Source organism: Mycolicibacterium wolinskyi (assembly GCF_002101965.1).
In the GTDB taxonomy this organism is placed as follows: Bacteria; Actinomycetota; Actinomycetes; order Mycobacteriales; family Mycobacteriaceae; genus Mycobacterium; species Mycobacterium wolinskyi.
This window is the reverse complement of record NZ_LQQA01000031.1, coordinates 160123-172677: the sequence shown is the minus strand read 5'-3', so window position 1 is coordinate 172677 and position 12555 is coordinate 160123. Positions and strand designations below refer to the sequence as shown.

Annotated in this window: 15 protein-coding genes; 12 read left to right on the top strand and 3 right to left on the bottom strand. The window is 67.9% G+C overall.

Annotated features, from left to right (window positions below; all coding sequences use genetic code 11):
- The first annotated feature begins 4 nt into the window (after nucleotides 1–4).
- Entirely contained in the window at nucleotides 5–691 is a 687-nt protein-coding gene (regX, locus tag AWC31_RS28380) for a two-component sensory transduction protein RegX (protein WP_067849191.1), read from the top strand.
- 7 nt (nucleotides 692–698) lie between these two features.
- Here regX and AWC31_RS28375 read toward each other — a convergent pair whose 3' ends face one another.
- Nucleotides 699–1466, bottom strand: coding sequence for a DUF3109 family protein (locus AWC31_RS28375; protein ID WP_067849580.1), 768 nt, complete (start codon nucleotides 1464–1466; stop codon nucleotides 699–701).
- Between the two features lie 156 nt (nucleotides 1467–1622).
- On the opposite strand from AWC31_RS28375, the gene AWC31_RS28370 reads away from it, so the two are divergent.
- The 9 genes from AWC31_RS28370 (at nucleotide 1623) to AWC31_RS28330 (ending at nucleotide 9122) form a co-directional block, all read left to right on the top strand.
- On the top strand, nucleotides 1623–2594 hold the full coding sequence (locus tag AWC31_RS28370) for a Ppx/GppA family phosphatase (protein WP_085147615.1): 972 nt from the start codon (nucleotides 1623–1625) through the stop codon (nucleotides 2592–2594).
- 29 nt (nucleotides 2595–2623) lie between these two features.
- The gene (locus tag AWC31_RS28365; protein ID WP_085147613.1) at nucleotides 2624–3670 is read left to right on the top strand and encodes an Rv0497 family membrane protein; all 1047 of its coding nucleotides are present in this window, start codon (nucleotides 2624–2626) and stop codon (nucleotides 3668–3670) included.
- Nucleotides 3671–3701: 31 nt separating this feature from the next.
- On the top strand, nucleotides 3702–4547 hold the full coding sequence (locus AWC31_RS28360) for a sugar phosphate isomerase/epimerase family protein (protein ID WP_067849183.1): 846 nt from the start codon (nucleotides 3702–3704) through the stop codon (nucleotides 4545–4547).
- Between the two features lie 33 nt (nucleotides 4548–4580).
- A complete protein-coding gene (locus AWC31_RS28355; RefSeq protein ID WP_085147611.1) occupies nucleotides 4581–5396 on the top strand; it encodes a thioesterase family protein in 816 nt (271 codons plus the stop codon).
- 26 nt (nucleotides 5397–5422) lie between these two features.
- Entirely contained in the window at nucleotides 5423–6283 is an 861-nt protein-coding gene (proC, locus tag AWC31_RS28350) for a pyrroline-5-carboxylate reductase (RefSeq protein ID WP_110775321.1), read from the top strand.
- A gap of 138 nt (nucleotides 6284–6421) precedes the next feature.
- Nucleotides 6422–6649, top strand: coding sequence for a cell division/environmental response transcriptional regulator (locus AWC31_RS28345; protein WP_014876915.1), 228 nt, complete (start codon nucleotides 6422–6424; stop codon nucleotides 6647–6649).
- A gap of 116 nt (nucleotides 6650–6765) precedes the next feature.
- Nucleotides 6766–6867 (top strand): 30S ribosomal protein bS22, encoded by a 102-nt coding sequence (locus AWC31_RS28340; protein WP_003402602.1) that lies wholly within the window; start codon nucleotides 6766–6768, stop codon nucleotides 6865–6867.
- A gap of 29 nt (nucleotides 6868–6896) precedes the next feature.
- Complete coding sequence (locus AWC31_RS28335; RefSeq protein ID WP_085147607.1) at nucleotides 6897–8018, top strand: SDR family oxidoreductase; 1122 nt, start codon at nucleotides 6897–6899, stop codon at nucleotides 8016–8018.
- Nucleotides 8019–8054: 36 nt separating this feature from the next.
- Complete coding sequence (locus tag AWC31_RS28330; RefSeq protein WP_085147605.1) at nucleotides 8055–9122, top strand: lysophospholipid acyltransferase family protein; 1068 nt, start codon at nucleotides 8055–8057, stop codon at nucleotides 9120–9122.
- Nucleotides 9123–9216: 94 nt separating this feature from the next.
- On the opposite strand, the gene AWC31_RS28325 is transcribed toward AWC31_RS28330, so the two are convergent.
- Together AWC31_RS28325 and AWC31_RS28320 are read right to left on the bottom strand one after the other, a co-directional pair.
- Entirely contained in the window at nucleotides 9217–9753 is a 537-nt protein-coding gene (locus AWC31_RS28325; RefSeq protein ID WP_067849168.1) for an FAS1-like dehydratase domain-containing protein, read from the bottom strand.
- Between the two features lie 150 nt (nucleotides 9754–9903).
- Entirely contained in the window at nucleotides 9904–10806 is a 903-nt protein-coding gene (locus tag AWC31_RS28320) for an HAD family hydrolase (protein ID WP_067849165.1), read from the bottom strand.
- Nucleotides 10807–10844: 38 nt separating this feature from the next.
- On the opposite strand from AWC31_RS28320, the gene AWC31_RS28315 reads away from it, so the two are divergent.
- Together AWC31_RS28315 and AWC31_RS28310 are read left to right on the top strand one after the other, a co-directional pair.
- Nucleotides 10845–11138 (top strand): glutaredoxin family protein, encoded by a 294-nt coding sequence (locus tag AWC31_RS28315; RefSeq protein WP_234790836.1) that lies wholly within the window; start codon nucleotides 10845–10847, stop codon nucleotides 11136–11138.
- A 58-nt stretch (nucleotides 11139–11196) separates the two neighbouring features.
- Complete coding sequence (locus tag AWC31_RS28310; RefSeq protein ID WP_085147603.1) at nucleotides 11197–12552, top strand: glutamyl-tRNA reductase; 1356 nt, start codon at nucleotides 11197–11199, stop codon at nucleotides 12550–12552.
- Nucleotides 12553–12555: the final 3 nt, after the last annotated feature.

The window sequence follows — 12555 nt, the reverse complement described above, 5'->3', positions numbered from 1 at the left end:
ACCTATGACCAGCGTGTTGATCGTTGAAGACGAGGAGTCGCTGGCCGATCCTTTGGCATTCCTGCTCCGCAAGGAGGGCTTCGAGGCCACCGTGGTGGGCGACGGCCCGTCCGCGCTTGCGGAGTTCGAGCGTTCGGGTGCCGACATCGTGCTGTTGGACCTGATGCTGCCGGGGATGAGCGGAACCGACGTCTGCAAGCAGCTGCGAGCCCGCTCCAGCGTGCCGGTGATCATGGTCACCGCCCGTGACAGCGAGATCGACAAGGTCGTCGGGCTCGAGCTCGGCGCCGACGACTACGTCACCAAGCCGTACTCGGCCCGTGAACTCATCGCCCGTATCCGTGCGGTCTTGCGGCGGGGTGCCGACACCGACGAGACCGGGCTCAGCGACGGCGTGCTCGAGGCAGGCCCGGTGCGGATGGACGTCGAACGCCATGTCGTGAGCGTCAACGGCGAGCAGATCACCTTGCCGCTCAAGGAGTTCGACCTCCTGGAGTACCTGATGCGCAACAGCGGGCGCGTCCTCACGCGCGGCCAGCTCATCGACCGGGTATGGGGTGCGGACTACGTCGGCGACACCAAGACGCTCGACGTGCACGTCAAGCGGCTGCGGTCCAAGATCGAAGCCGACCCGGCCAATCCGGTGCACCTCGTCACCGTGCGCGGGCTGGGCTACAAGCTGGAAGGCTGACCGGGGCTCACTCGGCCGCGCGGGTCGCCGGATGAACGGCGATCAGCCCTAAGCTGCTGCGCCGCTTGCACATCGCGGCCAGTTCGGCATAGGCCTTCTCGCCGAGCACCGCGGTCAGTTCCGGTGCATAGGACTCCCACACCTGCTTCGCGCCGACGTGGGCGGCCGGATCGCCGGTGCAGTACCAGTGCAGGTCCGCACCGCCCTCGCCCCAGCCGCGCCGGTCGTACTCGGTGATGACGGTCTTAAGTATCTGTGTGCCGTCGGGCCGCGTCACCCAATCCTGGCTGCGCCGGATCGGCAACTGCCAGCACACGTCGGGCTTCATCGTCAGCGGTTCGACGCCGAGCTTGAGCGCCTTGCTGTGCAGTGCGCAGCCGATGCCGGAACGGAACCCGGGCCGGTTCAGAAAGATGCACGCGCCCTTGTACTTTCGCGTGCGCAGGTTGGGCTTGCCGTCGTACTCGTCGTCCTCGAGGTAGCCCTTGCGGCCGAGGCCCTTCTCGCGGAACTGCCAGTCGTCGTCGGTGAGCTGTTTGACCGCGTCGTCGAGCCGCGCCCGGTCGTCGTCGTCGGAGAGAAACGCGCCGTGCGAGCAACATCCGTCGTCGGGCCTGCCCTCCACCGTGCCCTGGCAGGCCGGCGTGCCGAACACGCAGGTCCAGCGCGACAGCAGCCACGTCATATCCGCGGCGATCAGATGTTCCGCGTCATCGGGGTCATAGAACTCCACCCACTCGCGGGCGAAGTCGAGTTCCACTTCACCTGACTTCATGGTCTGCTCTTCGCGCAAGCGCTCAATCGCGACACGTGTCACGCCGCAAACGGTACTCGCATCTGCCCTAAGGCATTTCCCAATCGTGCGGTGTGCCGCGCCACAGACCCCGGGTCCGGCCACGTTACCGACCGCGCGACCCGTTAGGTTGGGGACGTGCGGTTAGGCGTGCTCGACGTGGGCAGTAACACGGTGCATCTACTCGTGGTGGATGCCCGTCGGGGCGGCCATCCGACCCCGATGAGTTCGACCAAGGCCGCGCTGCGGTTGGCCGAGGCCATCGACAACTCCGGCAAGCTCACCCGCAAGGGCGCCGACAAGCTTGTCGAGACGGTCGACGAGTTCGCCAAGATCGCCACCAGCTCGGGCTGCGCCGAGCTCATGGCGTTTGCCACCTCGGCGGTGCGCGATGCCACTAACTCCGAGGACGTGCTGGCCAGGGTGCGGTCCGAAACCGGCGTTTCGCTGCAGGTGCTCAGCGGCGTCGACGAGTCGAGGCTGACGTTCCTCGCGGTTCGCCGCTGGTATGGCTGGAGCGCGGGCCGGATCATCAACATCGACATCGGCGGTGGTTCGCTGGAACTGTCGAACGGCGTCGACGAAGAACCCGAGGTGGCGCTGTCGCTACCGCTCGGTGCGGGACGGCTGACCCGCGAATGGCTGCCGGACGATCCGCCGGGCCGGCGCCGGGTCGCGATGCTGCGCGACTGGCTGTCGACCGAGCTGGCCGACGCCGGGGCGAAGATGCTCAAGCCCGGCCCACCGGACCTGGCCGTCGCGACCTCGAAGACCTTCCGGTCGCTGGCCCGGTTGACCGGCGCGGCGCCCTCCGGGGCAGGTCCACGCGTCAAACGGACGTTGACGGCCACTGGATTAAGACAGCTCATAGCTTTCATCTCTAGGATGACGGCGGCTGACCGTGCTGAACTGGAAGGGGTGAGTGCCGAGCGGGCCCCACAGATCGTCGCCGGTGCGTTGGTAGCTGAGGCTAGTATGCGAGCACTGGAGGTCGAATCTGTCGACATTTGCCCCTGGGCACTGCGGGAGGGGTTGATCCTGCGGAAACTCGACAGTGAGGCCGACGGAACCGCCCTGGTAGGAACAGCGGCACGGGATGGCCGACGATAAGAGATACCTAGCCCCAAAGGCAACACAGGATGACTGGACCAGAAGATAGCCACACCGGCACGCGCCCGATCTCGGTCGCGGAGTTGCTGGCAAAGAACGGAACGATCGGCGCACCGCCCGTCGGCGGCCGCCGTCGACGCCGGCGGGGCAACAGCGACTCGGTGACCGTCGCCGAACTCACCGGTGAGATCCCGATCGTCACCGACGAGGAACCGGCGCCGGAGACGCGAAGCGAGCCCGAGACCCGCCGCGAGCCGGACCCGGCCCTGGTCGACACCGCCATCGTGGCAGCCGTCGATGCCGAGCCGCCCGCGCGCAGCGGTCGCAACGGCGCCGCGACCCGCACCGAGGTCGAGCCGGAACCCGAGCCCGAGATCGACCCGGTGGAGGCCGATTACGACGCGCACCTGCAGGCGCGCGACGCCGACCCGGAGCCCGTGGAATTCCGTCCGCGCCCGCGCCGCCAGCAGTACTCCGGTCCGCGCGACTACACGCCGACGGGGTCCGGCGCGGAGCGGATGAGCCCGGATCCCCTCGACGATCTGGACGACGACGATGCGTCGACGTCCAAGGGCTCGGCCAAGCTCGTCGAGTCGACCGATGACGACGTCGACACCGACGACGATCGCGAGTCCTACCTCGGGTCCTCGATCGGCCCGCTGTTCGGCGGCCAAACGGTGGCCGACGATCTCGCCCGAAAAGGCCGTCCCGGTGTGGACGACGACGTCGACGACGATGCGAGCACCGTCGCCGCCGCGGCGGTCGACGACCGCGACGATCTGGACGAGCTCGACGAGGACGACGACGCCGAGGGTTCGCCGCTCGTGCGCGGCGCGTGGATCGTCGGGCAGTGCATCATCGCGGTCGCGTTCGGCGCAGGCCTGTTCATCGCGTTCGATCAGCTGTGGAAGTGGAACACGATCGTCGCGCTCATCCTGGGCGTGCTGGTCATCCTCGGCTTGGCCGGTGGTGTGCGCGTGGTGCGCAAGACCGAGGACATCGGCAGCACCCTGACCGCGGTCGCGGTCGGAGCCCTCGTCACGTTCGGACCTCTGGCGCTACTGCAGGCGAGTTAGTACACCGGTACACAATTAGAATCAACGCCCTGTGCGCCCTGCCATCAAGGTCGGCCTGTCCACGGCTTCGGTCTACCCACTGAGGACCGAGGCTGCCTTCGAATACGCGGCCCGGCTCGGCTACGACGGGGTCGAGCTCATGGTGTGGGCGGAATCGGTGAGCCAGGACGTAGAAGCGGTAGCCGCTATGTCCGCCCGTTATGGGGTTCCGGTGCTCTCGGTGCATGCGCCCTGCCTGCTGATCTCGCAGCGGGTCTGGGGCGCCAACCCGATCCCCAAGCTCGAGCGCAGCGTGCGGGCCGCCGAGCAGCTGGGCGCGCAGACCGTCGTCGTCCACCCGCCGTTCCGGTGGCAGCGCCGCTACGCCGAGGGCTTCACCGAACAGGTGGCTTCCCTCGAAGCGGACAGCGACGTGCTCGTCGCGGTGGAGAACATGTTTCCGTTCCGGGCCGACCGGTTCTACGGCGCCGGCCAGACGTCCATCGAGCGCATGCGCAAACGCGGCGGCAGGCCGGGGCCCGGCATTTCCGCGTTCGCGCCGTCCTACGACCCGCTGGACGGCAACCATGCCCACTACACGCTCGATCTGAGCCACACCGCGACGGCGGGCACCGACGCGCTGGACATGGCCCGCCGGATGGGCGACGGACTGGTGCATCTGCACCTGTGCGACGGCAACGGCGCGTCAACCGACGAGCACCTGGTGCCCGGTCGCGGCACGCAGCCCACCGCCGAGGTCTGCCAGATGCTGGCCACCGGCAACTTCGCCGGGCACGTGATCCTCGAGGTCACGACGTCCGGTGCGCGCACCGCCTCCGAGCGCGAAGCGCTGCTGACCGAATCTCTGCAGTTCGCCCGCAAGCACCTGCTGCGCTGAGCGCGGCTGCCACTGACCGGAGGACATACCCGCATGCCCGGATCCACCCTGTTCACCGACGCCATGGCGCTCACTGCGGCCGGCGACGGCGTCTATGACGGCCATCTCAACGAGCACTGGACGATCGGCCCCAAGGTGCACGGCGGGGCCATGCTGGCGCTGTGCGCGAACGCGGCCAGGACCGAGGCCGGGGGAGGAGCCCAGCCCATCGCGGTATCGGGCAATTTCCTGTGGGCACCCGATCCAGGCCCGATGCGGGTCGTCACGACCGTACGCAAACGCGGCCGCCGCATCAGCGTCGTCGACGTCGAGCTCAACCAGGGTGACCGCACGGCCGTTTCGGCTTCGGTGACGCTCGGCGACCCCGAACACCATGTGCCGCCGCTGTTGTCGTTCAACCCGGTCGTGCCGCTGATGACACCGGAGCCGCCGCCCGGCCTGGAACCGATCGGCCCGGGCCATCCGATGGAGCACATCGTGCACCTCGCGCACGGCTGTGACATCCGGCCGGCCCTGCACACGCTCGGGCCACGCACCGACGGCGGTCCTCCGGTCTTCGAGTACTGGGTGCGGCCGAAGGGCGTCGCTCCCGACGTCCTGTTCGCCCTCCTGTGCGGCGACGTGTCGGCTCCGGTGACATTCGCCGTCGAGCGCACCGGATGGGCGCCCACGGTCCAGCTGACGGCGTTTATGCGGGCGCTGCCGGCCGACGGGTGGCTGCGCGTCATGTGCACCTCGGTGCAGATCGGTCAGGACTGGTTCGACGAGGACCACATCGTGGTCGACTGCGAGGGCCGCATCATCGTGCAGACCCGGCAACTCGCGATGGTGCCCGCCCCCGGCTCCTAGCGCCGCGTCGTGTAATGCTGTGCGCCATGTCGAGAATCGCGATCATCGGCGGCGGCAGCATGGGTGAAGCGTTGCTGTCCGGGCTGTTACGGGCCGGCAGGCAGGTCAAGGACATGGTGGTCTCGGAGAAGTTCCCCGAGCGCGCGAAGTACCTCGCCGACAAGTATTCGGTTCGGGTCACCTCGGTCGTCGATGCGGCCGAGAACGCCGACTACGTCATCGTCGCCGTCAAGCCTGCCGACGTCGCGAGCATCGTCGAAGAGGTTACCGAGGCCGCCGCGCGCGCCGAGACCGATTCCGCCGAGCAAGTGTTCGTCACGATCGCGGCCGGGGTGAGCACGGCGTTCTACGAGTCGAAGCTGCCCGCCGGTGCGCCGGTGATCCGGGTCATGCCCAACGCGCCGGTCGTCGTGGGCGGCGGTGTCAGCGCGCTCGCGCCGGGCCGGTTCGCCACCGCCGAGCAACTCAAGGAGGTTTCGGCGATCTTCGACGCGGTCGGCGGGGTCATCACGGTCGCCGAATCGCAACTCGACGCGGTGACCGCGGTGTCCGGTTCGGGCCCGGCTTACTTCTTCCTGATGGTGGAGGCCTTGGTGGACGCGGCCGTCGCGTCCGGCCTCTCGCGCGCGGTGGCGACCGATCTGGTGGTGCAGACGATGGCCGGTTCGGCCGCGATGTTGCTCGAACGTCTCGACGAGGTCGACGAGGCCGGGGGCGCCGCGATGGACACCACCGCGGCGCAGCTGCGCGCCACCGTCACGTCGCCGGCCGGAACGACCGCCGCTGGGCTGCGGGAACTGGAGCGGGGCGGCTTGCGCGCCGCGGTCGCGAATGCCGTGGAAGCTGCGAAAACGCGCTCTGAGCAGCTCGGAATTACATCAGAGTAGTTAGAGAAATTCCGATGGATTAGCCCACACCCGTCGCAGTAACCCCACCTGCCACGCTATTCTCCCCTTGTATGCGCGGGTTGGTGCCAGCGGTGGGGAAGCCGCTGGAACTGCCCGTGCCTGATTGATTGGGTTGCGATGACGTCTATGAACGGGCCATCGGCGCGGGATGCTGGCGACGGCCAGCCCCGAGCTCAATTTCTGACGGTCGCCGAGGTGGCGAGCTTGATGAGGGTCTCGAAAATGACGGTGTACCGGTTGGTGCACAACGGCGAGTTGCCTGCGGTCCGGGTGGGCCGATCGTTCCGGGTGCACGCCAAGGCTGTCCATGACCTGCTGGAGACCTCGTACTTCGACGCGGGCTAGGCGCACGGTGGCACCGGGCGTCGGTGTAGGCAGGCGTTTTCCGTTTCCCAGGCAGGCCCGGGTAAAGTAACCAGGTCAATCAACTAGCTGTCTAGGTAGCGGAGTCACCGGGGTTTATGGGTTCAGTCATCAAGAAGCGGCGTAAGCGCATGTCGAAGAAGAAGCACCGCAAGCTGCTTCGACGCACCCGGGTGCAGCGCAGAAAACTCGGCAAGTAGCCGACAGCCGCGGCCGCTAGGCTGAGCCGATGGATTCTGATGGACGTTCTGGGGGACGCCCGACGGGAGTCCCCGGCAATGCCGGAGGTACGGAATCCGCGGACGCGGCGCCCTACCCGAAAGTGGTTCTGGTCACGGGTGCGTGCCGGTTTCTCGGCGGTTATCTGACCGCGAGGCTGGCACAGAACCCGCTGATCAACCATGTCATCGCCGTCGATGCGATCGCACCGAGCAAGGATCTGCTGCGCCGCATGGGGCGGGCCGAGTTCGTCCGGGCCGATATCCGCAATCCGTTCATCGCCAAGGTGATCCGGAACGGCGACGTCGACACCGTGGTGCATGCCGCGGCGGCCTCCTACGCGCCGCGGTCCGGCGGACGGGCCACGTTGAAGGAACTCAACGTGATGGGCGCGATCCAACTGTTCGCGGCCTGCCAGAAGACGCCGTCGGTTCGCCGGGTGATCCTCAAGTCGACCTCGGAGGTCTACGGCTCCAGCTCGCGTGACCCGGTGATGTTCACCGAGGAGAGCAGCGCGCGGCGGCCTCCGGGTGAGGGTTTCGCCCGCGACAGCATGGACATCGAGGGGTATGCGCGCGGGCTGGCCCGGCGCCGTCCCGACATCGCGGTGACCATTCTGCGGCTGGCCAACATGATCGGCCCGGCGATGGACACCGCGCTGTCGCGCTATCTGGCGGGGCCGGTCGTGCCCTCGGTCGTCGGCCACGATGCCCGGCTGCAACTGCTGCACGAACAGGACGCGCTCGGCGCGCTCGAACGCGCCACCGTGGCGGGCAAGGCGGGCACCTTCAACATCGGGGCCGCCGGCATCATCATGATGAGTCAGGCGATCCGCCGCTCGGGTCGGATCCGGCTTCCGGTGCCGCGTTCGGCGCTGTCCGTCGTCGATTCGCTGAGCCGGGCGACTCGCTACACCGAACTCGATCGCGAGCAGTTGAACTACCTGAGCTACGGCCGGGTCATGGACACCACGCGGATGCTCAACGATCTGGGATACCATCCGAAGTGGACGACTGCGGAGGCTTTCGACGATTATGTACGTGGTCGTGGATTGACTCCGATCATCGACCCACGATGGGTACGCTCAATGGAGAGTCGCGCCGTGGGGATGGCGCAGCGTTGGGGACACTAGTACTGACTCGATCCGGGGTGGGGAGAAGGTATCGACGTGGCGGGCGAACCTAAGGCGAAAGTCATTCCGCTACACGGGAATTCAAGCCGTGCATCGGCCACCCGCCGCGCTGCCCAGCGCACCGAGAGTGCGCGTCGACATCCTTCGCTGCTCGCGGATCCGGGGACGAGGGCCTCGGCCGAGCAGATCGCCGCGGTGGTGCGCGAGATCGATCAGCGTCGCAGCGCCGCATCGGGTGCGCCGCCCGTCGAGGACAGCCCGACCGAGCTTGCCAAAGCCATTGCGGCCGTATCGGAATTCGCGCGCAAACGCATGGCGGGCGATTACACCGTCGATGAGTTCGGGTTCGACGAGCACCTCACCAACGCTATCTTTCTTCCTTTGCTGAGAGTGTTCTTCCAGAACTGGTTCCGGGTCGAGGTCTCCGGCATCGAGAACCTCCCCGACACGGGTGCGGCACTCGTGGTGGCCAACCACGCCGGCGTACTGCCGTTCGACGGACTCATGGCTCAGGTCGCCGTGCACGACCACCATCCCTCGCACCGCCATCTCCGGCTGCTGGCCGCCGATCTGGTGTTCGACCTGCCGATGGTCGGCCAGGCCGCCCGCAAAGCCGGCCACACCATGGCATGCACGACCGACGCGCACCGGCTGCTGGCGAACGGTGAGCTCACCGCGGTCTTCCCGGAGGGTTTCAAAGGCCTCGGCAAGCACTTCAAGGACCGCTACAAGCTGCAGCGATTCGGCCGCGGCGGGTTCGTTTCGGCAGCGCTGCGGGCCAAGGCCCCGATCGTGCCGTGCTCGATCGTCGGCTCGGAGGAGATCTACCCGATGATCGCCGACGTGAAGCTGCTGGCCCGGCTGCTCGGCCTGCCGTACTTCCCGGTGACGCCGCTGTTCCCGTTGGCCGGCCCGGCCGGCATGATCCCGCTGCCGTCGAAGTGGCACATCCGGTTCGGTGAGCCGATCGACACCGCGGGCTACGAAGAGGGCGCGGCCGACGATCCGATGGTCACGTTCGAGCTCACCGACCAGGTCCGCGAGACGATCCAGCACACGCTCTATCAGTTGTTGGCGGGCCGCCGGAACATGTTCTTCGGCTGAGGTCTTAGCCGCACCTTTCTTCGGCGAGCAGACGCGCAGGTACCCGAAAACACCAGTTCTGCGGTACCCAAGCGACTGCTCGCGCAGCGGTGGGTCAGCTCCCGGACTTTTGCCCAGCAATCATCCGCGCGATCGCGGCGTCGCGCGCCGCGGCGATCTGCGAGCTGATCTCGTCGGCCTCGTCGGGGTGAGCCGCCTCGCCGAGCATCGTGACGATGCTGGTCGCGATCGGGTTGCCGTCGTCATCGGTGACCTCGGCGCGGATCTCACAGATCACGGTGCCGTGCGACTCGATCACCGAATCCAGGTAGGAGTCGAACCACAGCTTGTCGCCCACGACGATCGGCCGGTGGAAGATCAGCTTCTGGTCGCGATGCAGCACCCGTTCGAGGTTGATCGGGACGTCGAACTTGTCGAAGAGCTCGAGCTGGACCCGGCGGCCGGCAACGGCCAGGAACGTCAGCGGCGCCACCACGCTGTCGTGCCCGTACTCCGCGGCGGCCTCGTCGCTGTAGTGGGCCGGGTGGTCGTCCTTGACCGCGCGGGCGAATTCGCGGACCTTCTCGCGGCCGACCTCGAAGTAGTCGGGGTAACGGTAGTGAGTCCCGATGATGTCTGCGGCGATACTCATGTGCCCTGTACTGCTCCCTGTGCTCTCCGCATGAACCGTCCCTTGCTGCCGGGCACGTGCGTGCGGCCCGCCGCGGCACCGATTTCGCGGCCCGCCCGGTGCCGACATTTCGCGGCCCGCCGCGGAAGCCTATCAGCGCGTCCGGATTGCTCAGCGAATGTCGTGGCGACGCGAGGCCACCGCGGCCAGCGCACCGCCGAGGGCACCGAGCGCCAACGCCGACGGGACTCCGATCCGCGCGGCCTTGCGCGCGGTGCGGAAATCGCGGATCTCCCAGCCCCGCTCGCGCGCCACATCGCGCAGCGCCGCGTCGGGATTGATCGCCACGGCGGTACCCACGAGCGACAGCATCGGCACGTCGTTGAAGCTGTCGGAGTAGGCCGTGCAGCGGCGGAGGTTGAGCCCTTCGCGGATGGCCAGCGAGCGCACCGCGTGGGCCTTGCCGGTGCCGTGCAGGATGTCGCCCACCAGCCGGCCCGTGAACACCCCGTCGACGGATTCCGCGACGGTGCCGAGCGCGCCGGTCAGCCCCAGCCGCTTGGCGATCGTGGCGGCCAGCTCGTAGGGCGTCGCGGTGACCAGCCAGACCTGCTGGCCCGCGTCGAGGTGCATCTGCGCGAGCGCCCGGGTGCCCGGCCAGATCTTGTCGGCGATGATCTGGTCGTAGATCTCCTCGCCGAGCTCGACGAGTTCGGCGGTCGACCGGCCCTCGATGAAGGCCAGGGCCTTGCGGCGGCCCGCCGCCACGTCGTCGCTGTTCTCCTTGCCGGTGAACTGGAACTTGGCCTGTGCGTAGACGATGCCGAGGATGTCGGAATAGGTGAAGTACTTGCGGGCGGCCAGGCCGCGCGCGAAGTGCACGAGCGACGAACCGTGCACCAGCGTGTTGTCGACGTCGAAGAACGCCGCCGCGGTCAGGTCGGGCGGCGGCGCGCTGGGGCCGGCGGACGCGTCGGCTTCGAGGTCGGCGGCCAGATCGGTGACCGCTGCTTCGGCGCTGGCCTCGCCGCCGAGTTCCTGAGCGGGCGCATCGGCACTACCGGATTCGGACACGAATTCACCCTAAGTCACGGTGGCGGGATACTGGCGGCGTGGAGCCCCAGCAGTCCGGTCCGGCGGATCGGCACACCGTGACGTTGCTGACCAGGGCTGGGTGCAGCCTGTGCGCGCGAGCCGCGGAGCAACTGGCCGCATTGCGCGACGAGCTCGGGTTCGAGCTGGTCACCACCGATGTCGACGTCGAGGCCGCCGCGGGCGACCCGGCCTTGCGGGCCGAGTTCGGCGATCTGTTGCCCGTCATTTTGCTGAACGGAACCCAACACAGTTACTGGGAGGTCGATGAGCAGCAGTTGCGCAGCGACCTCGCCGACGGCATAGATCACTAGGTGAAATTTGGTGGCCGGGCAGGGAAACGATTACCTTGGTTGACGTGGTGATGAAGCCGTGAGTGTGCTGCTATTCGGGGTTTCGCACCGCAGCGCGCCGGTGTCTGTTCTCGAACAGCTGAGCACCGACGAGGCCGAGCAGGCCAAGATCATCGACCAGGTGCTCCAATCGTCATTGGTCACCGAGGCCATGGTGCTGTCCACATGCAACCGCGTCGAGGTGTACGCGGTTGTCGAGGCGTTCCACGGCGGTCTCTCGGTGATCGGGCAGGTGCTCTCCGAACACTCCGGCATGGGGCTCAACGACCTCACCAAATACGCATACGTCCGCTACGCGGAAGCCGCCGTCGAGCATCTGTTCGCGGTGACAAGCGGTCTGGATTCGGCGGTCATCGGTGAAGCGCAGGTGCTGGGCCAGGTTCGCCGGGCCTATGCATCGGCGGAGGCCAACCACACCGTGGGCCGCACCCTGCACGAGCTGGCGCAGCGGGCGCTCTCCGTCGGCAAGCGCGTGCATTCCGAGACCGGTATCGACGCCGCGGGCGCGTCGGTGGTCTCCGTGGCGTTGGGCATGGCCGAGGCGAAACTCAGCGGCGGGCTCGCCGGCCGTACCGCGGCCGTGGTCGGAGCCGGGTCGATGGGCGCGCTCGCCGGGGCCCACCTCGTCCGGGCGGGTGTCGAGCGGGTGCACGTGGTCAACCGTTCCCTGCCGCGGGCGCGACGGCTCGCGGAAAACCTGACCGAACAAGGCATCGTGGCCGACGCGGTGGCGCTGGAACACCTGCCGCAGGCACTGGCCGACGCGGATGTCATCGTCAGCAGCACGGGCGCGGTGCGCCCCGTCGTGTCGCTGGCCGACGTGCACCATGCGCTGGCTCAACGCAACGCGTCGGGCACCGAGCACCAACTGGTCATCTGTGACCTCGGCATGCCGCGCGACGTCGACCCGGCGGTGGCCGGTTTGCCCGGTGTCTGGGTGGTCGACATGGACCGCATCCAGCGCGAACCGTCGGCACGCGCCGCGGCCACGGACGCCGACGCGGCCCGCACCATCGTTGCCACCGAGGTTGCCAACTACCTCGCCGGGCAACGCATGGCCGAGGTCACCCCGACCGTGACCGCGCTGCGGCAACGGGCGGCCGACGTGGTCGAGGCGGAGCTGCTGCGGCTCGACAACCGGCTCCCCGGGCTGGACGCCGCTCACCGCGACGAGGTCGCGAAGACCGTACGCAGGGTGGTCGACAAGTTGTTGCACGCCCCGACCGTGCGGGTGAAACAGCTGGCAAGCGCCCCGGGTGGGGATAGCTACGCCGAGGCGCTGCGCGAGCTCTTCGAACTCGACCCGCAGGCCGTCGAGGCTGTGGCGGCCAGCGAATTGCCTTTCATGGCAACAGATCTCGATAAGACTGAGTAGAGA

Coding starts and splice junctions, on each gene's coding strand:
- regX (WP_067849191.1), top strand. CDS start 5: ATGACCAGCGTGTTGATCGTTGAAGACGAGGAGTCGCTGGCCGATCCT.
- AWC31_RS28375 (WP_067849580.1), bottom strand. CDS start 1,466: ATGAAGTCAGGTGAAGTGGAACTCGACTTCGCCCGCGAGTGGGTGGAG.
- AWC31_RS28365 (WP_085147613.1), top strand. CDS start 2,624: ATGACTGGACCAGAAGATAGCCACACCGGCACGCGCCCGATCTCGGTC.
- AWC31_RS28355 (WP_085147611.1), top strand. CDS start 4,581: ATGCCCGGATCCACCCTGTTCACCGACGCCATGGCGCTCACTGCGGCC.
- proC (WP_110775321.1), top strand. CDS start 5,423: ATGTCGAGAATCGCGATCATCGGCGGCGGCAGCATGGGTGAAGCGTTG.
- AWC31_RS28345 (WP_014876915.1), top strand. CDS start 6,422: ATGACGTCTATGAACGGGCCATCGGCGCGGGATGCTGGCGACGGCCAG.
- AWC31_RS28340 (WP_003402602.1), top strand. CDS start 6,766: ATGGGTTCAGTCATCAAGAAGCGGCGTAAGCGCATGTCGAAGAAGAAG.
- AWC31_RS28335 (WP_085147607.1), top strand. CDS start 6,897: ATGGATTCTGATGGACGTTCTGGGGGACGCCCGACGGGAGTCCCCGGC.
- AWC31_RS28325 (WP_067849168.1), bottom strand. CDS start 9,753: ATGAGTATCGCCGCAGACATCATCGGGACTCACTACCGTTACCCCGAC.